A 24402-nucleotide genomic window follows, 5' to 3' on the forward strand; every position below is an offset into this window, starting at 1 on the left:
GGAACAGCATCAATAGCTTTCATTCATGGCTCGGGCCGCTGAAACGCCATATTCGGGATATTATAATAACATTTCAACATGACCAAGATGCATTGGATCAAGGAGGCACAATCAATGAAAATTACAAGACATCCTGAAAACCCCATCGTAGTACCCGGTGGATATGAATGGAGATTGGCTACCGTATTTAATCCGGCCGTTGTCAAAGATAACGGCAAATATTACATGATCGAACGGACCGCCGGTTCGCTTACCCCGTGCAAAAACTTCCTGGGCCTACTGGAAAGCGAAGACGGCGTACATTTTACGCATGTCACAGACGAGCCAGTCGTAACCCCGGATATGTTAGGATTTCCATACGGCAGTGTTCAAGACCCGCGGATGGTCAAAATTGATGATACCTTCTACATGACGATTGCGGTGCGGCCTTGTGCGATGAACTACTATCCGACGGGCACCGGAATTCCGGAGCGTTCGATTCCGACCTATCCAGACGGCTGGGGAGAAGAAGAAGGGCACTGGCTGACACGCTCGATCCTGATGTCCTCCCGGAACCTGACCGACTGGGAATATGTGACGACTACAACGCCGCTTGAAATCAACGACCGTAACAACGTGCTTTTCCCTGAGAAGGTAAACGGCAAATACGTCCTGCTCCGCAGACCTGAAGAATATATTGGCGAAGCGTTCGGCACTGACCAAGCGGCTATCTGGATCACGTACTCCGACGATCTGGTGAAATGGGAAGAGCCTGTTCTGCTGGCCAAAGCGGAGAACGATTGGGAAGGCAAAAAAATCGGCAGTTCCACGCCGCCAATCCGTACCGAACATGGGTGGCTGCTGCTGTATCACGGCGTAGACCAGAACACTATCTACCGCGTAGGCGCGATGCTGCTTGACCTGGACAATCCGAATAAAGTGCTGGCCAGAACGTCCAACTTCATTATGGAGCCGGAAACCTATTACGAGAAGTTCGGCTACCAGATTCCGAATGTGATTTTCCCAACAGGCTGCGTATTGGATGAAGGGATTTTGCACATCTATTACGGTGTAACGGATACGGCCATCGCTTTAGCTACCGTCCCGCTTGAAGACATGCTTAATCATCTACTGGCCCAAAAGGTCTAACGGGAACGGGCTAACAGCTGCATGAATGAAATCGTTTATTTGAATCAGATAACTTCAACAGACAAACCCGTTAGGTTATCCGCGCAAATAATGGGATAGCTTGTAGCATCCATTTTATTTGAACTTATAGAGAGCCGCTTATCGAAATAAGGATAAGCGGCTCATTGCCGTTGCGATCTTTACCGGGAGCAGCCATTCGAAGTTGTCCAATATTCCTTTTCAGCACGTGGAATTCGATGGTCATCGAACCGACTAATGACAAGAACTTTGTTACAGTACACATATCACTCTTAATTGAATCAATACTTATTAATACCCACACAACCTTAGCATAATTGCAATATTATACCTTTAAGATGCACTTGATGAAATGCAGGAATAAGCAGCATTGTTCTTTCATTTGGTTATTTGTGTTGTATGTCTGATAAATTAAGGAGTTGGTAATATTGCTATGATCTATGTAGCTCTTGGAGATTCTATCACATTTGGGGAAAACGCCTCCTCTTTTGCAAATGCGTATCCCCAATTGACCGTATCTACATTAAATTCAAGCTCCCATAAAGCTACTTGTTGTGTTATGGCTCGGCCTGGTTGGACCAGCGATGATCTGTTAGATTCAGTGATATGGCGGGGGGCTTCAGTTATTCGGCAGGCTGCTGTTGTTTCGATATGGATCGGAGGCGTGGATTTAGCAAACGCAGCATTGAGTTCACTTCGAAATCAGCAGCCATTAGCCGCAAAACAAATTGCAGCAAACTATATACGCAACCTAGGTGCCATTGTATCCCAAATAAAAAAAGGATGCCATGCCCGCATCATCTGCTGCACGCAGTACAACCCATTCCCTAACAGTCCTCTTGCTGTTGAGTCAGTAGACAAACTTAATCGTATAACGAAAGAGCTCGCCCAAAGTTACGATGTAAGTATTGCTCCCGCTCATGCATGGTTCGAAGGAAAACAAGCGAATCTTATCTATGGATATCGAAATGGAAAAATTGAGGATGCCTTGAGCGGATCACTGCCCATCCATCCAAATGATAAGGGGCATCAAGTTATTGCAATGGGAATGGCACCATATCTTATCCCTCGTAAGTAGCATAGAGGCGCGGGAAGTATTGAAGATCGATTGAAATGCAGGGTGGAGTGCGACCCAAGCAACCCGAGAGCCAACCCCTGCAATAGCAGGAACGTCTCAGAGCTTTACGGTGACTGGACTCAGCGCAAGTACGACGTATTATTTTGCGATCGAGAGGTGATTTTGAACTAGAGAAAATATTAAAACAATTTCAAGTGTCAGATAAATCAATGAGTGCAGCATTTACTTGTAAATATGGATTTCAGTTTGCGGATTGAGAAGATCGGTAGTTTATTTTCACCAGAAACATGCAATTGTACAAAAGAATCCTATTAAAACAATTGTTGAATTATTAGAAGACGCAAATTCTAATATAAAATACGAATGTATGTGAACAACAAGATGCCAATCGAGGGTAAAACATGGCTCATCCAATTAGAAAGTAAGGTTGCCGATGTGCCATTGAACCTATGCGATTCGGATGGGGAATCATTTTGGGAAACGGTCAATAAAAAGATTCTATCCTACTTCATTCGCAACTCGGCTGGGAACCCTTGGGGGAACCATTTCGCACTTGCTCTACTTTGTTTGAAAAACTTAGTTTGTTTAATTGACAAACTAAGTTACAAGTGCTATCATCACACCATGATAACCAAAACTTATACTCACATTTTAATGGAGGAGCAAAGCCATCATGGATCAAAATATTAAACAAGCGATAGTCAGGGGAGAAACCTCGCTTGGCATCGAATTTGGATCCACACGAATCAAGGCTATACTGATTGATTACAATTTTGAAACAATCGGTTCCAGCAATTATGAGTGGGAAAATCAATTGATCGACGGTTATTGGACCTACCATCTCAATGAAATGATTAACGGGTTGCAAGAAACCTATCGCCAATTAAAGCAAGAGGTTGAAAATAATTATGGCGTAACACTGCAAAAGATCGGTTCAATTGGATGTTCTGCTATGATGCAGGGCTATATTGCACTTGATCAAGCAGGGGAGCTATTGGTTCCGTTCCGTACATGGCGCAATGCCACAACGGGTACAGCTGCATCGGAGCTAACCGAGAAATTCCAATTTAAAATTCCTCAACGCTGGAGCATTGCACATTTGTATCAAGCGATTTTAAACGATGAAGAGCATGTCACTAAAATAGATTATATTACAACTTTGTCGGGTTACATTCATTGGCTGTTGACCGGCAGCAAGGCTCTTGGTTTGGGGGATGCCTCTGGCATGTTCCCAATCGATGAATCTGCATTGCAATATAATGAAGAGATGGTGAAGCAGTTTGCCGAATTAATTGCCGATAAAGATTACCCGTGGAATCTTAAAGATATTTTACCTAAAGTTTATACTGCTGGTGAACATGCTGGATATCTCAATGAAGCTGGTGCCCGACTATTAGATCCATCAGGCAGCCTGCAAGCAGGTATTCCGCTATGTCCTCCAGAAGGAGATGCCGGAACAGGCATGGTCGCTACGAATAGTGTCAAAAAGCGTACCGGCAACATTTCCGTAGGTACGTCGATTTTTGCCATGATTGTACTGGATAAAGATATATCCGTGTACCCTGAGATTGACATCGTGACTACACCTGATGGCAGCCCTGTCGGCATGGTTCTTGCTAACAACTGCTCCAGCGATATTAATGCATGGCTCGGCTTGTTCCGTGAATTTTATGAAGCAATGGGACTGAAACCCGATATGAATCAGTTATTCAGCGTCCTGTTCAACAAAGCGCTGGAAGCAGACGCTGATGGCGGCGGCTTGCTAAGCTACGGCTATTATTCAGGTGAGAACATTACCGGGCTTGCAAAAGGTCGTCCACTGTTCGTTCGTTCTCCAGAAAGCCGCTTCAATCTGGCTAACTTTATGAGAGTACATCTGTTTACCGCGTTTGCTGCACTAAGGCTCGGGATGGATATTTTGACACAGAAGGAGCATGTGACAATTGACCGTATTTTGGCGCATGGCGGATTGTTCAAAACGCCGCTAGTTGGTCAAAAAATGTGTGCCGCAGCACTGAATGTTCCTGTTTCGATCATGTCTACGGCTGGTGAGGGCGGCGCATGGGGGATGGCAATTTTGGCATCCTATATGGTTAATAAGGAGCAGCACGAGGGCTTGGCTGATTACCTTACCACTAAAGTGTTCAATGATGCAGAAGGACAAGAGGTTTATCCTGACAGCGCAGATGTGAATGGCTTTGCCTTGTTTATGGAGCGTTACACGGAAGGGCTGGCTATTGAGCAGGCAGCGGTAGATCATTTTGTGGAAAATTGGAAGAAATGACACCTAAACAAAAGATAATAAATTTATCAGCAAGAGACAATACCTCGGCAATAATTTATGCGATGATGATCACAGGATGTAAGCATGGCGTGGGACGAATGTTTGGTTTGGTTATAACGAACCGTTCCTTATAAAAGAGGAACGGTTTTCAATACTTAGTTTTTTTTAGTCCGTGATATTTATGTATAAAACAGACCATAATTTGTGTCGCGAAACGGACTAAATTTGTGGACAGTACACAAGAAAAGAAAAAGCGTTTTTTGAGGTCGAAAATACATATGCACAAAACCCGTATTTTGTACATATGTTTATAAGTCGATTAACCCCCTCATATGTTGTCTAATGTCGGACGTGTCTAATGACACAAATCTCCCTACATAAATGACACAAAATTCCCTTGATTGTCATACCACCCTTTGTCGTTATCGGACGTTTGGAGGCCCCAACCATTTTAACAGGAATGCGGCTCCCTCGATTTTTAAAATATTGACCTGAGATGAGCTCTGCAAACCTCTTATTCGATGTCAATCAAGGAATTGCTTTAAATTGCTTCATTTATCACCCATGCGGCCAATCACAGCTTTATCTGCTTCGGCTTTACGGCACCTTGCTTCACCGCCTCCATATATTCATATGGCGACAAGTCATAGATGCTGCCGTGGATGCGGATTCGATTAACGTACAGGAATCTAGGCTTTTTAAATAATATGAATGCTTAGCGTACGTTTTCCGCGTTTTGTTGGCGGGACCCCTTACTGATCTGCTAGGTCACGCCCCTATATATCCAGCTTCAAGGCTCCGACGAATACGTAGGTATATTTAAAACTTCGGGATGGAATATCATGGGAAACTCAAAAAGAACGAGCCTCGTCCCTTACGTTCCTAGCCTTTGGAGTCGGTTCTGCGCAGTGGATCTGCTCGTTCTAAAAGTATCATACCTCTGGATCTTCTTTCTTATGCGTGATGATCTGCAAAGAAAAAACGCCACCCGTTAAGGTGACGTTGATTTCATTATTTCTTACAATACACGGCGTGCCGTAGCGTAATGATTGCTCCACCAACCTTTGCTCATATCCGAGATCGTAACTCCCGGACTGCCGTAAGTCTGTAGAACTTTACCGTTACCGATGTAGATACCTACGTGATGGATCGGTGAATAAAAGAATACCAAGTCACCGGGCTGCAGTTGATTACGTGGTACATACGTACCGACATGCGATTGCTCGCTGGACGATCTAGGCAAATTAATACCATATTGTCTAAACACAAATTGCGTAAACGAGGAACAGTCAAAAGTTCGAGTATTTCCCGACGCTGAACCAAATCGATATGGTGTGCCCATATAGCGTTCGCCTGTAGTGATGATCTTATTCGCAGTTGTGGCCGCCGGTGCCGTTACCGTAGCGGCATGTGTTGTTGGTGTGATCGCCATAGCGCCGCCTGTGAAGACGGATAAACCCAGAGCAAAAGTCGCGATCATTTTATTGGCTTTTTTCATGTGTATCCTCCCTTTGTTGGCTCAATGGCCTGTGTTTTGTTGACCTGGGATCACTATAACACAGAGAGGATATCCGAAAATTTACCGCTATGTCCGTTAAAGTACGCGCGGCAACGATTCAACCGGGTTTATTAGAGTTTGCTAAGAACTGAATGAGCAGAATTTTATTGACTAAATAATAAAAACCGCCGGATGCTTTCCGAGGCGACTCTCTAAATTTATGGTCGATCAAAGAAGTCCTTTTGAGTTTTGCGTTTTCTAAGGGCTAGAAGCAGCCGGGAGCCAGCTAAAGCGCACATCATGTGCATCATATTGCGATATTGCCTTCGTACTCGCTAAATTAATTTCTTAGAAAAATAAGGGTAGAGCCAACGGAACGCTAAAAATCGTTAAAGCAGACATTAGCCATGAGCTATAGCGAGGAAGTAAAATTTAAACCAGCTAGGCTGTTAGCTATTTCTTGAATAAATTTAAATAATAGTATGATTATGTCAAACTCATTATTATAACCTCCGGATCGGAGGTTTCTTTGTTTGTTCAGTCGTCGACGATACATCGTCAAAAACGCCTCAAAAGGGGTAGTGTCAACATTTTGAGCGATTTAGACACGGCCATGGAACGGACGGAGATTCACCCGACTCTTATCTCTCACCTGTATGTTATCGTCCAACATTAACGATCTTCTTGATCCATGCTGGCTCACTCGTCGCCGCCCGCACAAGGCAGTCGGCACAGTCTGCAAAGGGCAGCGGCCGCAGTGGAGAGATGCGAGCCCATGGACCTGCTGTATAGTTCAGATTGCCATCCGCGTATTTAAGCACTGACGCTCGTACAATTACCCAATCCAAATCACTCCGTATTACTGCATGCTCGGCAATCGCCTTATCCTCGATCGCCTTCCAATAGATTCGGCGCATCAAGTCTACTGCCCACCGATTGACAGCAGAAAGTTCTTTTCCGTCGCTCAAATTAATGCCACTCTGCATGACTAGGTGCTTAACGCCAGCTCGCTGACAGGCCGCAAGTATATTCGGGATTCCCTCCGACATGACGGTGCCCGGTGAGAAGTTTGCCGCCATAACATTCTTTGCCGCCCTGATATTCAGAAGCCACTTCTTGGCGCTATCCGGCGAGAAGTTACTTGGCGGGCCTATGCAACTGATTACGGCTTCAGTACCGGCTATGGCTTTTTCCATGCTCGACGCATCGAATACATCCCCCTTCCGGGTGCTGATCCGCTCTGCGGGGGTAATGACTTCTGGCCGACGAGCCACGGCTACAACTTCATGTCCCAATTCAAGTGCTCGTTCCATCACTTTCCTTCCAGTTCCCCCTGTTGCTCCAATAATTGCAATTTTCATTAAAATGTTCTCCTTTCGCTGGTGATCATGATTAAACCCATCCTCTTATATGCGCATATAATGCACTCTAGAATATTAGGTAACAACTATGTATAATTATAAATAGAAATAAAAAGTCTACAATGATTAAAAAGTCAGGTTCCGTGCATTAGTTCACAATTCTTTTGAAATTATGTATTAATTTCAGGAAAGCTGGTGTTTCTCAGGTGTCAACGATGGATCGAAGGATACGCAAATCTCAAGAAGCCATAAAAATGGCTGTTGTTGAACTGATGATTGAAAAAAAATTTGATCAAATTACGATACAAGATATTTCCGACAGGGCAGATGTCAGCCGAAGAACCATCTATCTTCACTACATGGACAAATTTGATCTTCTGGATAAACTCATCGAAGAACATATTGAACAGATGCGGGAAATCTGCGATTCGACAGGCGACGACGCCGATTATGTGGATGCGGGGTTGTTATGGTTCGAGTATTTTGAGCGTCATTCTTTATTTTTCTCCGCGATGCTAGCGAGTAAAGGGGGCCCTTTTTTTCGTAATCGATTCCTTACGTTTTTCCTCCAAGAGTTAAAGAATAAAGAGAATGGTTTATCACAAGGGAGTAATCGAGGCTTAACTAACGGCGAGGAGGTTGATTTTCAATTTTTAGGAGCGGCTATCGTAGGGGTAGTGGAATGGTGGTTCAAGAATGAAATGCCCCACCCTCCTTCTTTCATGGCTCAACGATTGGGGACGTTGCTTGAACGAAATCTTGAAGCAGATTTCCCGCTTGCATGAAGAAAAGCCCTATGTATGAAAATTATAAATCAAAATTAGATGTTTTGACTTCGCATTGGCATATAAAAAAGCAAAACTCGCCGCAAACTTGGCGAGTTTTCTTTAATATTGTTATCTATTCCTAATTCAACTAAACTCCCCGTTACTTCAATAAAAAAGGAACAGCTGCCGGCCCGTGGCATTCTGCTCCCTTATTTTGAACTATCGTCCCCCGATAGTTTAGTTCTCAGAGCGTAATGAGATGATGTAAGACTAAAATGTTCATTGCGGACCTCTATCCCTAATGATATACCCTTGCCCGAGTTCGATCTCTGTGAAGCCTGCCATTTGGCGTGCTTGGAACCCGATCGGCTTATTTCTGCCTACGAGAATGATATTTTGAATGTCGGCGATGCCTTCTGACGGTAGAGAAAATGCTTTGATATACGCAAATTCCTCGCTTAGCGTTGTATGAATAGCATTCATGAGCTGGTCATTTTCACCTTTACCGAACAAGTTCATAACGATCAATCCCGAAGAATCGAGCTTTTCTCTGCAAATCACAAAGAATTCTTTAGAGATCAAATGAAGAGGCGTTCCCTTTTCAGTAAAGGCATCTAAAACAATAAAATCATAAGCCTGTTGATCTTCACTTTCAAGAATTTGTCGGCCATCACCAATGCTCACATTATCCTTTCGGTATCCAAAAAACCTCTTACTTAACTCCACCACCTTGTGATCTAGCTCCGCCACCTTAAATCGTTTCTCTGGAAAATGGCCAGCAATCGTCCCAATCCCGTGACCGATGATAAATACGTTTTCGAAGGAAGGGGTGTTACATTCAATTAGATGTATAATAGCTCGCGGATATTCAAATAGGATACGTTCCGGATCATTCAAATCCATAGCACCTTGTATGGCTTTATTGGAAAACTCCAACACTCGAAACTTGCCTTTTTCACCGTACAACTCTGTAGTGTCATAAACGGATATCTCATGATTAGGGCTGGACGTTTTGAAAAGTAAATCCAAGTTATCGATCCCTTTCTGGCTGATCTTTGTGACAGTATACCATTATAAGCAATCAACTTAAAGAAGAATTCTATTAGTTGTCGAAACGATATCCGCCAATTATTAGAATATGCGGCCGTCACTTCGCCAAATTCGGAAAAAACAAATATGTCCCGTTTTTCCGTTCGTCTGTATTTCCCGCTTGTTCCATTCGCAGTAGATGTCGCCGCTGACGCAATAGTTCAACTCGAAGATCGGGCAGGCTTCCCGAATGCTTATCTTTGTATCCTGTTCGTAGATCAGATCGGAAATGATAATTTCCATTCCGGACCGAATCCGCATACGCGTGATGGCGCCACTCCCCATACGAACGAGCAACAAGAGTTCTTGCTCCCAATGGCTATGGCGAGTACCGCCATTTACCCATGCTGTCAGTTGATCAAAGTAATCATGTATCGTTGTATTTGTAACGGTAAAGTTCGATGTCATCGTCAACCCTGCTTTCCTTCACAATCAAATTGATAACCATTCTCATCGATTGTACTTGGTTCTCCCTCGTTTATCAATAGCAGGGAAAAGAAGGTTGCGATGTCAGGCATGCAGGGTTGATTGATCTGGAAGCAACTGAATTTCGCATTAACATTTCATCACAATTAACCGACTCTACGGCCGTTTCGATACAGCAAATAAAGCAAATATGGCGCTCCAATCAGCGACACCATCAATCCCGAAGGAACTTCTTTCGGCAAAGCAACCAATCGTCCCGCCACATCGGCCGTTGTCAGCAGCAAAGCGCCGATCAGCATGGAGAACCCCATCATTCTGCGATGAGCCGTTCCTGTCAACAGTCTTGCCGCATGCGGAGCCAGCAATCCGATAAATCCGACGGTGCCTACGGTGGCTACAACGACCGCAGCTAATGCTACTCCCAGGCTTGCCGTCAGCAATCGATCTCGCTTGACGCGTTGTCCAACCCCTGTCGAAACTTCGTCGGTAAAGGACAATAATTCCACACGCTTCCCCAACCACCAGGCGATCGGAAGAAGAAGAGCAGAAACGATGACTAATGGAATCGTATCTGTCCATCCTCGCGCATACGTACTGCCCGCAAGCCAGATGAAAGCAGCCGTAAAGCTTGTCGTCCGCAGCACCAGGATTTGAATGACGGCCGTACCTACCGCGGATATGCTGATCCCCGCCAGAAGCAACATTCCGGGCTCCAGACCGCTTCGCCAAGCAGCCGCGAAAATAACAATGGAGATGATAACCGCTCCAGCAAATGCACATATCCCCATCAGCCATCCCGGCGCATAGGGCCATACAACCAACAGGGCCAGCACCCCCGCACCTGCGCCGGACGTAACCCCGATGACTGACGGATCGGCCATCGGATTGCGCACGGCACTCTGAATCAGTAAGCCGGATGCCGCCAGTGCCGCGCCGCCAAGCCAGGCAGCAGCCATACGCGGCAAGCGCAATTGCCACACCAGATGATGAATCGATGGTTCGCCTTGGCCTAATAACCCTTGGATAAACCCTTCGAAGGTCAGCATGGAATGTCCTGAACACAAGCATCCATATAGGGTGACGCCGAGCAAAGCCAAGCTCAGCAGGATATAGGCCGTGAACATTCGCGCTTTACTCGCTCTGAATCTGGAAGTTGCGGACATCGGGGGTGTCCCGGCGAATCCGCCAATTCCTTGACGCTTCTTTTGTGCGCGCATTACGAATACGACCAACCAAGCACCGCCAAGCAATGCCGTCACAGCTCCGACAGGAAGCGTGCCGTAAGTCGCCTGTAACATGGAGGTCAGCGAATCGGCAACGAGCAAAAGCCCTGCCCCCAGCATCGCGCTTGCGGGAATCAACAAACGGTGCCGCCGAATGCCGGTCAGTCGAATGATATGCGGCGCGAGCAGACCGATATACCCGATAGGACCAGCGAGGCTCGCACTGAGCGCGGCAAGTGTAATGGCTATTCCAGACAACGCCACCTTCGTCCAAACCGTACGTTGCCCCAGGGAAGTCGCTGACTCCTCACCAAGCATCAGCAGATCAAGGGATTTGGAGAAAAGAAAAACAATCGCCAACCCGATGACCATCCAGTGCCATGTGACCTGAACGCCTTGCCAATTGTTTTGCATCAAGGAACCCGAGCCCCACACGAACAAGTGACTGGCATCTTCCAAATACAAAATTTGCATCATATTCGTCAACGAAGACAGCAACAAGGTGACAATTAAGCCGGACACCACCAGACGAATCGGTGGTGCCCGATAACCCCCGGCCAGCACGTAAGCCATGCCGGCCGCCAGAACGCCGCCAGCAAGAGCAAAAACAAATGGAAACCGGTGAAGCAGAAAAGGACTCCATACCGTTCCTGCTACGACTGCCAAGTAAGCTCCCGCATTAATGCCAAGGGTGCCCGCAGAAGCGAGCGGATTGCGCAGCACCGTCTGCAGCAACACGCCGCTGGCAGCCAAAGCTGCTCCACAGAGCATGCCCGCAACCGCCCGCGGCAAACGCAGCCCCCATATGGCCTGATCAACAGCCGATCCTTGCGCATGTAGAAGAGAACGCATTACATCAGATACGCTGATATCTACTTGTCCCTGAGTTACATGAAACATAAAGAGCAGCGCCAGAAGCAGGGCGCTTCCTCCTATCACACTGACCGCCTTCACATTCGCTTTCATTGCCCGGTCAACGCCTTGACAACCTCACCGACCAGCACTTTGGCGCTGATTGGTCCCCCATACGCCCAAATCCGACGATCTATCGCATAGACACGCTGCTGTTTGACGAAATCCAATTCGTTCCATAACGCATTGGCTTCCAGTTGATTCCGCAGTCCGCCTGTACTGTCCGTGTTTAAATAAATCAAGGAAGTATCCTGATAATCCATTAACGCTTCTACGGTTGTCACCGTCACGCCTCGTTGTTCAAACATCTGAGGCTGATAGACGTGATGTAATCCGATTTCTTTCATGATTCGCGCACCTTGGGAGTTTCCAGTGAACAACCATACGGCAGGACCCGATTGACCAGGTGTCATTTGTGCGAACACAACATTCGCTCCCGCTTTATTCGCGCCTTTCAGCCTCCCTTTGGCCTCGTCATACACCTTTTGCAAATCCTTGAGTTGCTGCTCGGCTTCATCCCCTTTGCCTACTATATCTGCAATTACACGGAATGTTTCCGTCATTTCTTCGTACTGCTCCTTCCCTTCCGGCGGATAGGGATCAAAGACCATGGTCGGCGCAATGGCATTTAGCTTCTCATAGTTCTTCTGAACAAAATACACATTGGTTAAAATGAGATCCGGCTGAAGTTCGGCAATGATTTCGAGATTAGGTTCCTGCCGGCCTCCGACATCCACAACCTCGGCCCCCAACCCAGGCTGTATATTCACCATGGTGTTAAAGCCTGTCGGAGAATCAATATCCGCTACGCCTACCGGCGTAATCCCCAGCGCCAGCAGATCTTCCGTATAACTGAAATCCAATGCCACGATTCTTTTTGGTGTTTCGGTCAACCTTACTTCGCCTAACGGATGCTTAAATATACGAGCCTCTTCCTGGTTAAGCGATGGCTGCCGATTCTTGGAGCAGCCAGTCAGCATCACTATGGCCAAAACAATAAATGTGAAGATAAACCCTTTTCTAACTCCCATCCTTATGTGCTCCTTTCTGTGAATGATAATGATTATCACATACATTCATAGCTCACCTCTACCCAAGGAAGACGCTCGGCAACCCATTAAGGACGGCAAAACGGACATACATCAGTTGACGATGCATGTCCGTTTCGTTTGTAAGGGATTCCGTTTTTATCGTTCAAGATGCTGCCCATATTGACTTGGATTGCAGCCATATTGCTTTCTGAAGGCGGCAGCGAATTGGCTCGGGTTGCTGTATCCAACCGCCATTGCCGCATCGCATACCCTCATCCGATTCGTCTCCAGCAGCCATACCGCTTTTTGCATTCTTTGTTCGCGGACATATTCAAAGATCGTTTTGTCGAACACAGTCCGGAAGCCTGCTTTTAGTTTTGTTGTGCCCATTCCTGCTATTTTGGCCAACTGCTGAATGGAAAGAGGCTGATCCAAATGCTCGAGTATCGCTCTGCGAACGTTATGCAGCTTCTCCAAGTCATTGCGATGAAGTGTCGTTAATTCTTTGCTCGACAGATCATATGTAGACAACTCATGAATAAAGAGAGTGACCAGCTCCAAAACCTTACTTTCCATAAACAATCGCTTTAGCGCCCCGTCATATTCACATGTCCACATCGCCTGCAAAATCGCTTGAACAGCCGGTGAGATAGCTTGACCGCGAATGGTGTTTTTATATGAGTGTAGCATCTGCCGCAGTTTGCGGTTCTCCTCCCCGTCGGCAAAATACGCCTCCAATATACCCGGACTCATTCGAATCTTAATGGCATTGTTCTGGATAGCTGAGCTTGTCTCCAAATAGACTTTGGTTTGATGGGTAAAGAACACCGTACTCTCAGGACCGGATAAGTTCGTACAAATGGCATTATTCCATTCACAGTAGCTTTCTCCGCTTAGGCGATAAACCAAACCCAAAACTTGGCACTCCTGGTCGATCCTCAATCTCAGATTTTGATGCAGACTTAAACGCTCCAGTAAAATTTCCATCCCCGGACGAATAACCATTCGGTGAATCGTGCCATTTCCAAGTTCATTCGGAAGGATCAGTTGTTGTCCCCAACTTGAACGAGACAGTTTCCTCTCCAGCCCCATCGATAAATGATCCATATATTCGTGCATGCGGGTTAATTTGAATTTGTGCTGCATAAGCCACTTCCTCGATATCTATAATGAGTATCATTCTCATTATAAAATATAATAAGGAATAATGCAGGATTGTTTTTCTGGCGCTATCCTCTTACTTTAAGAACGTTTTATAAACCGACCTTGTCTTCGACGCAAGCAACTCTCATGACCAATGCCAACCTTCTCTGCATCACAAGTCCTAGCCGCTAGTTTCATACAGTTCTCCCCTCTGCCTGATCATTCTTCATTGGCCTCTATCTTCTCCACGACCACCTGCACGACATAGCAAATTCCGCTATGATACAACCCTTACTTCCGTTCTGCTTCTCCAGTGAAAATTTGTATCACTTACGGCATATATTTTAAAATGTTTGTGCGAGCTTTTCTGCACGCACAACGGCATTCGCTTTAATTTCTTCAGCTTTGTTTGGTGTTGCCGCATAGCCTTCTATAAAAATACCTTCAAGTGATGGAACTCCAAAAAAGTCCATAATTGCTGCTTTGTATGAATCGATAAATGTTTTTCCGACTGCCATGCTGAAAGACTTTGCTTCATTATAGAAAGGGCGATATGACGGTCGGGTGTCGTTTGTGACAACATAGACACCTTGGACAGTACCCAATTATGGACAGACTTATCCCGTTGGTGATTGATTGTTGATTTCTGGCCAAAAGAAAAACCGCTCTATCAATCATAAGGCGGTAAATTCTGAACTAACGTTTTCCGTTATCAATGACTCGTGGTACGGTCTTCCCCCAGTCTGTAACGGCAAAGTGCACTTTATCCCTCATACGCTTGCATCAAAGTTTTTATGTCAATTTTACTCTTCGTTTGGAGCAATGCTTTCATAACTCTTTCTGATTTTTCTGGATCTGGGTCGCTTACCATCTCGGTTAGAGTGGAAGGAATAATTTGCCACGACACGCCATACTTATCTTTTAGCCAACCGCAGTTTTGAGCCTTTTCATCTCCGCCTTCGGAGAGTTTTTCCCAAAAATAGTCCAATTCATCTTGATCTTCACAGTTCACGATAAATGATATTGCCTCTGTGAATTTGAAATACGGACCGCCATTCAAGGCTACGAATTTTTGCCCGTCCAATTGAAATTCCACGGTCATTACTGTTCCTTCTGGTATCCCGTGATTATCTTTGCCATGGTGAGTGATTCTTCCTATCTTCGAATTTTTAAAAATAGAAGTGTACAACTCTGCCGCCTGTTCGGCTTGTGTATCGAACCACAAGTTTGGCGTGATTTTTTGGATTTTGTTATTCATAATTTTTTCCTCCTTAATATTCAAGCGTTTTAGTAGGTTTATACACAATACAGTTTAGCATAAAAAATGAGCCATGGTTTCTTTCAAATTGCTATGTTTAAAAAGTTGCTCATTGAAAACAAAAAAAGAACGGGAAGCTTCCCGTTCCAAGCTACTGCGAATGTCTAACTGTTGATACCCGCTGTTTGTATTTATTCTTATTTGAAATAATAATTTCAATCATGATAACTAAAATGAGCGATAACCCAAATAACGGCATCATACAACCTAGTACAACCATAAAAATGATGAAGCCTATCGACAGCCTGCCTGTAAGATTTGGAGGTGCTGACAAGGAATTTTTCTTCTTCCGGATGAACCACGTTCTAAAGCCCCAAAAAATAACGAGCAGAAACGAAAGACAAACTAGCAGATTCATTAATTTATTGAGCCAGCCGAATAAGTGGCCTTCATGCAGCGGAATTCCCCAAGTATACCATTTCGCTAAAATTCCGTAATCCTCATAGCCTACTTTTGAAATCAATTTACCGTTATATTGATCAAAGTAGGTCGTCACTTCCTCATAAGGGCTAACGTCTAAGCCTGTTACACCGGTATTGCTTCCTTTGGAAACCGTATACACGCCGTTTTCACCGGATGGGTAAATGATTGAATATGGTTTGGAAATGTTATTCTTCTCCACCTCATTCATCAACTGTTGGACAGTAATCATGTTGCTTGGGCTCGACATTGAATCCATAGGCGCCATACCAGTATGATCAGCATGAGCTTCGCTGGATGTTGGGGCTTCATTTTTACGGGTAGCCCAAGGAATTTCGTTCATGTCCGATGTCGGCGGATGTTGTTTTAAGAATGGAATGCCGATCGAAGGATGCTTTTGAGCTGTCGAATAGATGAAATCCCCCATAAATGCCGACCAGGGCAACCCGGTAAAAATAATGATAATCATTGGAATTGTAATGATGGTTCCGATGAGCGCATGCCATTTAAGATTCTTTTGCCTCTTCGTTGGGCTTGGCTCTTTCTTCAAGGCTCTTCCTTTGAACGTCATATAAATACCGGAGAACAGCAGGAAGACCGCCCAACAGGCAGCTAGTTCCACCAAGTAGTTAACGACGGTTCCACCTACAAACAGTGAACTATGGAGAGCTCTCATGAAATTTGAAAACGTATATTCCGCATTTTGACTGCCGACGATTTGGTTATTTTTATCCAAGAATATGTATTTTTGGACGCCGTCTTTAGTCAACGTCAGTCGTGTATTATACGGATCTGCTAACATAATTACTTTTGCAACAGAATATCCTGCGTAGGTTTCTTTAGCCTTTTCAATTCCTTGATCGATCGTCAATGGTTCGGCTTGACTGCTTTTACCAAAAAATTCATGCTTATACACATTATTTTCTACATTTGTATAGAACAAATAGCCAATACCGCTTAATGTCAGTGTAATCAGCAGTGGTGTAATAAATAATGCTGCATAAAAATGCCACCGCCAAAAACGGTTATAATTCGTTTTTTCCATTTTGTCTTTCCTTTCATGTCATAAGAGTGTAACCCATTCACCATTACACAAGCTCCTGCACCCTATCGATGGCCTGGGTGCAGGAATGATCCCCGCATAAAAAATGTCACCTCCTGAATAAAGACTCCCCTTCGAATACCTACTTCGGATTCAGACTACATTATACTTATTGTGTTTGACTTTGAAATGACTCGATAGTGCTAGGAATCGATGAACAAATTTTGAACGTGTATGCCATCGAATGGCACTCACCTCGTAGAAAATGACTGCCAACTTGCCGGAAGCCATCATCAGTCAGTCGAATATCAACTATCATTGGATACCCACAGGTTATAAACCAGCTCCCTCTGGTTCTTGGTGCTCAGTCTGTTGTTCCGGTTGAACTTGAGGTCCCAAAGATTGATACAGAATTCCAACAGTCAACAGCATGATAGCGTCCATAAACAGAATCATGAGCAAAGGATGGTCCTGCGTGATCATGACACCAAGCATAGCCCCCATCATTCCGCTCATCACTCCGGACAACATGCCGTCGAGTGCAGCAAGCCAGCTATAGGCCTGGCCTGCAAGGATTCCCGCGCCAACTCCGAGCGTCACGCTAAGAACAGTTGCATAGAACAAGGATTGTAACCAGATTCCGAGTAGTGTTCCTCCAATCAGCCCAGTCATCATTCCGACGGTCATGGCCGCCATCATGGCGGTCATCTTGTTAAGCCTGGAAGCATCGGTCCGGAGCCGCACGATCATAGCTGCAGCCGCAATCGTCGTTGCCAGAGCGGATATCGTTCCGACAATGACCGTTTCTGAAGCGGATCCTGAGCTGCTGGCGGCAGTCGCGGTTCCATGATTATGATCGTGCTCTGCTGCTACAGCTAACGGTGCTGCCATCCACATGCTTATCACCATAATCAACATGCAGAATGCTACCTTTACCCAGTTCTTGCTCATTGCCACAAACACCTCCGCATCATTGTAGTTCATCCCATAAGCTCTTCACTCTATCATAGTCATCTGCAATCAGAATAGTATGACTCGTTCGAGTCATTTTTCAACGCCAAATAAGACATCACACCAGTATCCCTTCTGAAAACAACTCCTTAGAGCCACGTCGTCAGGCTATGAAACAAGTTACAATGATGTTCAAATACGAGGTGAAAGAGAATGAAGAAGCCATACTATCGCGTGCTTGTAGCCGTTCACGAAGAACGGATCCGTCAGTTGATTTGCATGAATTTGGAAAAAGATTCCACATTTATAAGGGAAGCAGAAAATTCCGAGACGGCCATTAGTGTGCCTGCTAATTCATTCGATCCCTACATAACCAGGTTCCGCCCAAAGCAAAAAACACGTCGAAGGCAAGTCGGATCGAAACTCTGACTCCCTACTTGCTAGGCAGGTGCTCTTCGAACTGAGCTATGTCCCTTCGTTGTCATCTTTTCGGTGCTTTTCAGTGCCTTACTGATTCTCCCTATTTATATTTTATTTTAGTTGGCACTCGATGACAGCTTCGCTGGGAACAGAGACCCCTACTGCCGGGATTCCAACTGGTCCATGTGTTCTACCACTTCGTCAAGATCATTATCGAGCATTCGCATGTAGCCTTCCAACTGGCGGAAGTTGCTTTTCGTTTGCCTGCAAAATGTGTGCAGCTCGTCGGGGAAACGGCATTCAGTTTTTCATTTTGTGCCTCAACCTCGCCTTTTTTCCAATGCCGCAGCAAATACGCATACTGCACCGCCGCTAGCGCTGCCGGTGATCATTATTTTCGACATTTTCTTGATCCTGTATGGACTCTTAAATTTTTATCCAAAAAAAGAAAAATATATGATATATTTGACATGTAACTTAAAACATGTTCAGGAAAAGAGGATGTTATATGAAAAAAATCTTTTTAACTTGTCTTACCATGCTCATGTTTTTGATTCCATTTTCCCCTGTGACTTCCGCCAGTGGAGATCGGCTGATTTATGACACGATGTATAATGTCGCCGGTAGAGGGTTAGTGTCAGACAATAACAGGTTTTCGTTTCAATTTGATAACTGGGGCGATGCGCAGCTCTGGGACGTCAAGACAGGAACGATGTTATGGAACTCCAAGACGAAAGACACGAGAATACATAAACTCCAGATTAATTATTTCAGCGGGAAGTTGGTAATATCAGATCCGCAAAACACACCTTATTGGACGTCGGATAACCTGGCGTGGGCTAAGGCATGGTATGGAGCAGACAATGTGCCGGCCAATCTTAGAGGCAATGTGCTGATCATGCAAAATGACGGCAATCTGGTACTGTACAACAATGAAAATCCGGCCTTGGGCTGGTATCCTGTCTGGGCTTCCAATACAGGTGGACATTAGACACCATCCGTATCTTGCAAGTGGATTCACGCGCTCATCCGTCATCATTATGTAATGTGATTTCATTAAAAAGTTGTTGTACACCAAAAGATCTCTTCAGTAGTGAAGAGATCTTTTGGTAGTGCGCCACGCATGGCAATTAAGTGTCCGGTGAACCTAAAGTGGTTGCATTGATTTGGAACACTAATATTGACAGTATCCCAAATCAATGCAACCTGTTTTACCCAGTTCTCACTACTCCTGTCGCCTTACCTTCCTTGCTCCTTTCAAGTGGATTTCCCGATCCGCGCAAACCCCTAACTAAAGAGGACTATGGGGCTGATTCGTTCCAATACCCCAACTTTAATTTCTCATCTACAATTTGAACGTCGTCCACAAATGAGATAAAGTTCTTGTCACCCGACACATGGCTGTGAGTTAAAACGTATTATATACATTTACACATTCTTTCGCGGTCGGCTCATAAAAACAGTGCTTCTTCCATCGTCCTACGAGCGGCTGATTATACCAAGTTGGCGGACATGGTCCGGGATTTTCGAACGATCCTGGACGGAAGTACCATAAGGAGAATTTGGCTGGCCAATTCCGCTCCCCTTTCACAGAACGTTGCGCCAGACGGCGTTCCCTCTCTCTTGACTTTTGATAGTACAAACCATGTTGCAACGCTTCGAATGCATGCGGCTGATTGATCATTTGGGGAATTGTCCGAATTCCTTTAAAATCGGAGCAATTCGCTCTTATTCGGTTAATGCCAACATTTCCAACAAGGAGCATGCCCATTTCACCTTCGGTCTCAGCTTCAGCTCGAAGCAACCTTGCCAACATATCAATATCCTGTTTCCTTGCTTTTACGACTGCCATGTGGCTCACCTCTTTAGATTTCTAGACTCATCATATTGTAGGTGAAGCGGATGTGTTACTCTGGCAAAATAGAACATGCCTATTTTTCAGTATAATGCTGGTAATCGGCGGGATGTAAGCAGATACAATTATAGCTACCATCCCAGCCTTCGTTCACTTGGCAGCTAGACTACAATTGCGAAGTCATTGTGTGCCTTGGTAGCGACCTAACAGCTCGGAAAGTCTCGTCCTTATCGCTTCTTTTAATTCCTCCGGCTCAACCAGAATAACCTCATCTCCTAATCCAATGAAAAACTCCGCATAAAAGGAAAGATGGGATCGGGACACAGCCTTGTCAATAAAGCCGCTTCCGTCTGCATTCAATTGCAGAGAGAGCCAAATCTCTGCCTCGCAGCGTTGCACGCCTTTGCGACTCAGATAAGCCCGAAGGTGGGTGGGGTCTTTCACAGGCTCCTCTTCTTCTCGCCATGTAAGATGGATATCGCCAAGCTCAAGCGGCTCTATGCCTGAAGTATCGTAGACAGCCGTTCGAATCCGGTCGCACCGGAACAACCGATAACCTTGGCGCAGGAAGCAATGCGCCAAGCAATACCAGTACCCTTGGTTGGCATAGAGCAAGACTGGTTGAATCTGACGGCTGCTTTCCCCTTTCTCATCCGATTCGTATTCGATAGCGAGTACCTTTTGCTCCACAGCGGCTTCCAGCACAATAGCCAGGTATGGAGCATCCCCCCACCTTGTCGGTGCAATGAAATCGAGCCGGTCTTTCATGCTGTCGATGCGATTCCTGACATCTCCAGGCATATGCAAATAAAATTTTTTCAGTGCAGAAACCGACTCCACTTCGAATGGAAGCGAGGAATAATGACGTAAGGCATGCACCGCAAAAAACATCGCCACCGCCTCCATTTCCGTAAACGCGATAGGCGGCAGAACCCTTTCTCTTACTACTTGATATCCCCCGTGCGGGCCTACTTCCGAATAAAGCGGAACCCCCAGCTCGCTCAATTCCTGCAGATCTCTCAAGATGGTGCGCGTGGACACCCCGAATTCATCGGCAAGCTCTCGAACCTTGAACTGCCGCTTTCGATTAACGGTCATCATCAGTTCCATCAGTCTTTTGGACTTAGGCAATTCAGATTTTGGCATTTTAATTCCCCATCTTGTTCCAAATTAAAGTTCATGACAATCCCTGTCACCATTATTCCTTATTATAGTCTCAGAGGGCAATACAAACTTCAAAAATGATGGAGGAATGACGAATGTCAACATGTGACAAGAATCAAAAAGTCGAATTCGTAACAATGAGAGACGGGGTCAATCTGCATACGATTGTTACGCTTCCGGAAGGGGGAGGCCCTTGGCCAGTCATTCTCAGTCGAAATCCGTACCCGTTCATGCAGGCGGATTTTCTGGAGCAGGCGAAGTTCTGGGCTGGGCACGGATATGCCTTCGTTCTGCAGGAATGCCGAGGCCGGGGGCAATCTGAAGGAGAATGGATTCCCTTTGTCCATGAGAAAGAGGATGGGCTGGATACGCTCACTTGGGTGATCGAGCAATCTTGGTCGAACGACCGCATCGGCACTTACGGTTCCTCTTACTTGGGGATCCTTCAGTGGAGCATGGCCGCACACTTGCCCCCGGAAGTCAAAACGATGTTTATCGCCGTCGCCGGAATCGAGCGGTACAAACAACTTTACATGAACGGCATGTTTCGGCACGACCTCTTCACCGCTTGGGCGATTTGGAACGCCGGCTATGAGCCGCTTTTGCCGCAAGATACACTTTATCGGGAAGCGCTGTCCGTGAAACCTCACATCGAGATGGACCAGCATCTGTTTGGACATAAGCTGCCTTGGTATCGGGATTGGGTAACAGAGGTCGATCCCGATAGTCCTTTTTGGAAAACAGGTTTTTGGGCCGAACTGAAAGAAGCTCCCTGCAAGACGAAGATTCCGCTCATGATCATCGAAGGATGGTTCGATCAAAATCTCAATTCGTCCGTCTTGAGCTACAACAAACTTCCCGAACCCGTCCGATTGGGAAGTTGTTTTCTCATCGGGCCTTGGGTGCATACAGAAGATGTTGCCGGCGACCTGGATTATCCGAATCATGAATTATGGGTTCCGAAGCAGCATCGAGCCGCATTGCAGTGGTTTAATCATCATTTGAAAGGCGAGCCGTTCGAGAACGAGGATCTAAAGGGAAAGGTTCAAACTTATGTGATCGGGGAAGGACGTTGGAAAAGCTGGGACGGATGGATCAAAAACAATAGCGTTGCGCGATATGAACTGGCATGTACGCAGGGGCCCATTCATTGCTTGACGCTCGAAAAATCGTTTGCGGAAACTTCCGTTTCCTATGCATACGATCCTTCCAATCCCGTACCGACGAAGGGGGGAGCCGCTTTGATGAATTATTTGTCCGGGGCTCCTGACGCTTGCAGGCCGGCCAGCGTCTATCAAGACGCGCCGGGTACGAGGACGGACGTCATTTCTTTCTTGTCGGAAGAACTGGAGGCCCCCTTGCAGATCTCGGGGCCAATTACAACGCATCTGACCGTAAGCTCGGATGCCGAGGATACTTCGTTCACGGTATGCATCATGGAGCAGTTTGCTGACGGTACCACGTGCAACATTCGCGATGGCATCACTAGCTTGCGTTTTCGCAATGACCGTACATCACCCTACACGCCAAACGAGATCGTCGAGATCGAAATCGAATTGTGGCCGATCCTCTGGACGCTCCGCAAAGGTTCGAAATTGAGGTTTGATATCTCCTCATCCAATTTTCCGGCCTACCATGCGCACCCTAACATCGCCGGATCTTGGGCGCTTCAAGAAGAGATGAAAATCGCGAAGCAAACGATATATACCGGTGATATTCGTTCATCGTGGATTGAAATTCCGGTTCTATAGAACCTATAGATTAGAACGAACAACATCGTTGATCTGCCTGTTTCCGGCAAGACGTCCCAATCGGAATACTATTGGGCTTAGAGTAAGAATAAACGCTAAGCCAGAAATGATTGAAGGCTTAGCGTTTATTTTCGTTAACATGCCCACCCGAAACTGATTTCACTTACCATTCCGCATACACAAATGTCGGAGACCTTCCGGTTTAGCAACTCTTTTGTCGATATCCGTTCAATCAATCCGGCACAACCCGATAAACATTTTTCTTCCCTATATTTTGCAAAATGCGGGTTGGCACACATGACATTTTCACCACATCCGTTATCCCTTTTGCATTTTTCGTTAAGGTTAACATCATGATTGTTCCTCGCAGTCTAGCGGTATGCCGGGGAAGTTCGGTGGAAACGAAATTCCCTAGAGAAGACGCCGCTACCCGATTTCTAATGCGTCCGTCTATGTCCTTCACCTTAAACATTCTTATCGGATGCAGTACATGGGGATGCGCTCCCAACACTACATTCACACCATTTTTAAACAACAGCTGCATGAGCAGGATTTGGCTGCGGTCGGGATAAGTTTGAAATTCTTTCCCGAAATGTAGACAAGCAATGATAAAATCTGTTCTACTCTTCAAGCTGCGCACGTCAGCTATTATTTTTTTCCGGTTTAGCCTGTTGACTAACCACGGCTCCGGCACTGCAATCCCGTTCGTTCCTTTCGTATAAGCCAATATTCCGATTTTTATTCCCTTTACGTTAACAATCAGTTTCCGGCGGGCTTCCCGGGCGGAGCGATACGTGCCCGTATGTCGCAGACCGTGTCGATCTAGGACGTTCAATGTCCGCCTCAAACCGGATAGTTTCCCGTCCATACAATGGTTATTGGCTGTGCCTAATACATCGAAGCCCAAGTTCCGGAGCGCAGCAGCGAACTTGTCCGGGGAGTTAAACAACAGTTTTCTGGGCTCTTCGCGAAAATTGTTGCCGGAAAAGGTCGTCTCCAGATTGCCTATCGTTAGATCGGATTTCCACAGATAGGGTTTCACTTTGGCAAAAATAGGTGCGAATCCGCCTTCCCGTGCGGCCGAGGCGATCATCTTCTTTTTCATCAACAAATCTCCGACTGCAGCGATTGTGATTTTCGTCAAACCACCCACTCCCTTCATGATTACACCTTATGCGATAGAAAAGCGAAATGCTTGTAAGTTGGGCACCCTCGGTACGGCCAGAAGAAAAAAGCCCAAGCCTGGATCGGCTGAGCTTTCGCATTTTAACCCGCTATAGGTTGACGCTTTTCATACTCAATGCCAATTTGTGCCGCGGCTGTAATCAACTAACCACCGCTATTGGCGATCGCCTGCCCCAATACCTCTTCATTTCCATAGATACGCGCTGTGTCAAAATGACGATATCCCGCTTTAATGGCTTCGAGATTTGCTTCCACCCGAACGAAAACGGCAAGGTGGACGAATTTCGCTTGATGCTCAACGCTATGTTTTGAGTGGCCAGGTCCGGGGCGCCATGGCG

At 45.9% G+C, this 24402-nt stretch carries 20 protein-coding genes and 1 pseudogene; 6 read left to right on the top strand and 15 right to left on the bottom strand.

Annotated features, from left to right (window positions below):
• Nucleotides 1-114 precede the first annotated feature (114 nt).
• From AC6RNO_RS02165 to AC6RNO_RS02175, 3 genes are all read left to right on the top strand, one after another.
• On the top strand, nucleotides 115-1128 hold the full coding sequence (locus tag AC6RNO_RS02165) for a glycoside hydrolase family 130 protein (RefSeq protein WP_497104383.1): 1014 nt from the start codon (nucleotides 115-117) through the stop codon (nucleotides 1126-1128).
• Nucleotides 1129-1579: 451 nt separating this feature from the next.
• On the top strand, nucleotides 1580-2224 hold the full coding sequence (locus tag AC6RNO_RS02170; RefSeq protein ID WP_497104384.1) for a GDSL-type esterase/lipase family protein: 645 nt from the start codon (nucleotides 1580-1582) through the stop codon (nucleotides 2222-2224).
• Nucleotides 2225-2897: 673 nt separating this feature from the next.
• The gene (locus AC6RNO_RS02175; RefSeq protein ID WP_497104385.1) at nucleotides 2898-4508 is read left to right on the top strand and encodes an FGGY-family carbohydrate kinase; all 1611 of its coding nucleotides are present in this window, start codon (nucleotides 2898-2900) and stop codon (nucleotides 4506-4508) included.
• 1018 nt (nucleotides 4509-5526) lie between these two features.
• On the opposite strand, the gene AC6RNO_RS02180 is transcribed toward AC6RNO_RS02175, so the two are convergent.
• Complete coding sequence (locus AC6RNO_RS02180; protein ID WP_474681012.1) at nucleotides 5527-6006, bottom strand: C40 family peptidase; 480 nt, start codon at nucleotides 6004-6006, stop codon at nucleotides 5527-5529.
• A gap of 659 nt (nucleotides 6007-6665) precedes the next feature.
• Nucleotides 6666-7367 carry an NAD(P)-dependent oxidoreductase gene (locus AC6RNO_RS02185; protein ID WP_474681013.1) on the bottom strand — a complete coding sequence of 234 codons (702 nt, stop codon included), beginning with the start codon at nucleotides 7365-7367 and terminating at the stop codon, nucleotides 6666-6668.
• 206 nt (nucleotides 7368-7573) lie between these two features.
• Here AC6RNO_RS02185 and AC6RNO_RS02190 point away from each other — a divergent pair, with 206 nt between their 5' ends.
• The gene (locus AC6RNO_RS02190) at nucleotides 7574-8152 is read left to right on the top strand and encodes a TetR/AcrR family transcriptional regulator (protein ID WP_474681014.1); all 579 of its coding nucleotides are present in this window, start codon (nucleotides 7574-7576) and stop codon (nucleotides 8150-8152) included.
• 261 nt (nucleotides 8153-8413) lie between these two features.
• Here the strand turns inward: AC6RNO_RS02190 and AC6RNO_RS02195 are convergent, their stop codons facing one another.
• The 9 genes and pseudogenes from AC6RNO_RS02195 to AC6RNO_RS02235 form a co-directional block, all read right to left on the bottom strand.
• On the bottom strand, nucleotides 8414-9163 hold the full coding sequence (locus tag AC6RNO_RS02195) for a spermidine synthase (RefSeq protein WP_474681015.1): 750 nt from the start codon (nucleotides 9161-9163) through the stop codon (nucleotides 8414-8416).
• A 102-nt stretch (nucleotides 9164-9265) separates the two neighbouring features.
• Nucleotides 9266-9631, bottom strand: coding sequence for a hypothetical protein (locus AC6RNO_RS02200; protein ID WP_497104386.1), 366 nt, complete (start codon nucleotides 9629-9631; stop codon nucleotides 9266-9268).
• A 164-nt stretch (nucleotides 9632-9795) separates the two neighbouring features.
• The gene (locus AC6RNO_RS02205; protein ID WP_497104387.1) at nucleotides 9796-11838 is read right to left on the bottom strand and encodes an iron chelate uptake ABC transporter family permease subunit; all 2043 of its coding nucleotides are present in this window, start codon (nucleotides 11836-11838) and stop codon (nucleotides 9796-9798) included.
• Complete coding sequence (locus tag AC6RNO_RS02210; RefSeq protein WP_474681018.1) at nucleotides 11835-12815, bottom strand: ABC transporter substrate-binding protein; 981 nt, start codon at nucleotides 12813-12815, stop codon at nucleotides 11835-11837. The genes AC6RNO_RS02205 and AC6RNO_RS02210 overlap by 4 nt, the downstream gene beginning before the upstream one ends.
• 156 nt (nucleotides 12816-12971) lie before the next feature.
• Entirely contained in the window at nucleotides 12972-13961 is a 990-nt protein-coding gene (locus tag AC6RNO_RS02215) for a helix-turn-helix domain-containing protein (RefSeq protein ID WP_497104388.1), read from the bottom strand.
• Between the two features lie 341 nt (nucleotides 13962-14302).
• Nucleotides 14303-14440, bottom strand: a pseudogene (locus AC6RNO_RS02220) (FMN-dependent NADH-azoreductase); the annotation flags it as partial.
• Between the two features lie 281 nt (nucleotides 14441-14721).
• On the bottom strand, nucleotides 14722-15216 hold the full coding sequence (locus AC6RNO_RS02225; protein ID WP_488437324.1) for a VOC family protein: 495 nt from the start codon (nucleotides 15214-15216) through the stop codon (nucleotides 14722-14724).
• A 151-nt stretch (nucleotides 15217-15367) separates the two neighbouring features.
• Nucleotides 15368-16741: a PepSY domain-containing protein gene (locus AC6RNO_RS02230; protein ID WP_497104389.1), complete on the bottom strand. Its 1374-nt coding sequence runs from the start codon at nucleotides 16739-16741 to the stop codon at nucleotides 15368-15370.
• A gap of 330 nt (nucleotides 16742-17071) precedes the next feature.
• On the bottom strand, nucleotides 17072-17722 hold the full coding sequence (locus tag AC6RNO_RS02235) for a hypothetical protein (protein WP_474681022.1): 651 nt from the start codon (nucleotides 17720-17722) through the stop codon (nucleotides 17072-17074).
• Between the two features lie 895 nt (nucleotides 17723-18617).
• Between AC6RNO_RS02235 and AC6RNO_RS02240 the strand changes: the two genes are divergently transcribed.
• Nucleotides 18618-19100: a hypothetical protein gene (locus tag AC6RNO_RS02240; protein WP_474681023.1), complete on the top strand. Its 483-nt coding sequence runs from the start codon at nucleotides 18618-18620 to the stop codon at nucleotides 19098-19100.
• A gap of 417 nt (nucleotides 19101-19517) precedes the next feature.
• Here AC6RNO_RS02240 and AC6RNO_RS02245 read toward each other — a convergent pair whose 3' ends face one another.
• A complete protein-coding gene (locus tag AC6RNO_RS02245; RefSeq protein WP_488437327.1) occupies nucleotides 19518-19961 on the bottom strand; it encodes a cell wall hydrolase in 444 nt (147 codons plus the stop codon).
• Nucleotides 19962-20144: 183 nt separating this feature from the next.
• Entirely contained in the window at nucleotides 20145-21095 is a 951-nt protein-coding gene (locus tag AC6RNO_RS02250) for a WYL domain-containing protein (protein WP_497104631.1), read from the bottom strand.
• A 128-nt stretch (nucleotides 21096-21223) separates the two neighbouring features.
• Here AC6RNO_RS02250 and AC6RNO_RS02255 point away from each other — a divergent pair, with 128 nt between their 5' ends.
• Complete coding sequence (locus AC6RNO_RS02255) at nucleotides 21224-22879, top strand: CocE/NonD family hydrolase (RefSeq protein WP_497104390.1); 1656 nt, start codon at nucleotides 21224-21226, stop codon at nucleotides 22877-22879.
• A 232-nt stretch (nucleotides 22880-23111) separates the two neighbouring features.
• Here AC6RNO_RS02255 and AC6RNO_RS02260 read toward each other — a convergent pair whose 3' ends face one another.
• The gene (locus AC6RNO_RS02260; protein WP_497104633.1) at nucleotides 23112-24032 is read right to left on the bottom strand and encodes a CapA family protein; all 921 of its coding nucleotides are present in this window, start codon (nucleotides 24030-24032) and stop codon (nucleotides 23112-23114) included.
• Between the two features lie 176 nt (nucleotides 24033-24208).
• Nucleotides 24209-24319 carry an aldo/keto reductase gene (locus AC6RNO_RS02265; RefSeq protein WP_474681026.1) on the bottom strand — a complete coding sequence of 37 codons (111 nt, stop codon included), beginning with the start codon at nucleotides 24317-24319 and terminating at the stop codon, nucleotides 24209-24211.
• Nucleotides 24320-24402: the final 83 nt, after the last annotated feature.

It is taken from the genome of Paenibacillus sp. sgz302190, from assembly GCF_059820445.1.

Coding starts and splice junctions, on each gene's coding strand:
- AC6RNO_RS02215 (WP_497104388.1), bottom strand. CDS start 13,961: ATGCAGCACAAATTCAAATTAACCCGCATGCACGAATATATGGATCAT.
- AC6RNO_RS02180 (WP_474681012.1), bottom strand. CDS start 6,006: ATGAAAAAAGCCAATAAAATGATCGCGACTTTTGCTCTGGGTTTATCC.
- AC6RNO_RS02210 (WP_474681018.1), bottom strand. CDS start 12,815: ATGGGAGTTAGAAAAGGGTTTATCTTCACATTTATTGTTTTGGCCATA.
- AC6RNO_RS02205 (WP_497104387.1), bottom strand. CDS start 11,838: ATGAAAGCGAATGTGAAGGCGGTCAGTGTGATAGGAGGAAGCGCCCTG.
- AC6RNO_RS02235 (WP_474681022.1), bottom strand. CDS start 17,722: ATGAACTACAATGATGCGGAGGTGTTTGTGGCAATGAGCAAGAACTGG.
- AC6RNO_RS02185 (WP_474681013.1), bottom strand. CDS start 7,367: ATGAAAATTGCAATTATTGGAGCAACAGGGGGAACTGGAAGGAAAGTG.
- AC6RNO_RS02225 (WP_488437324.1), bottom strand. CDS start 15,216: ATGAATAACAAAATCCAAAAAATCACGCCAAACTTGTGGTTCGATACA.
- AC6RNO_RS02240 (WP_474681023.1), top strand. CDS start 18,618: ATGAAAAAAATCTTTTTAACTTGTCTTACCATGCTCATGTTTTTGATT.
- AC6RNO_RS02200 (WP_497104386.1), bottom strand. CDS start 9,631: ATGACATCGAACTTTACCGTTACAAATACAACGATACATGATTACTTT.
- AC6RNO_RS02170 (WP_497104384.1), top strand. CDS start 1,580: ATGATCTATGTAGCTCTTGGAGATTCTATCACATTTGGGGAAAACGCC.
- AC6RNO_RS02165 (WP_497104383.1), top strand. CDS start 115: ATGAAAATTACAAGACATCCTGAAAACCCCATCGTAGTACCCGGTGGA.
- AC6RNO_RS02175 (WP_497104385.1), top strand. CDS start 2,898: ATGGATCAAAATATTAAACAAGCGATAGTCAGGGGAGAAACCTCGCTT.
- AC6RNO_RS02255 (WP_497104390.1), top strand. CDS start 21,224: ATGTCAACATGTGACAAGAATCAAAAAGTCGAATTCGTAACAATGAGA.
- AC6RNO_RS02230 (WP_497104389.1), bottom strand. CDS start 16,741: ATGGAAAAAACGAATTATAACCGTTTTTGGCGGTGGCATTTTTATGCA.
- AC6RNO_RS02245 (WP_488437327.1), bottom strand. CDS start 19,961: ATGGCAGTCGTAAAAGCAAGGAAACAGGATATTGATATGTTGGCAAGG.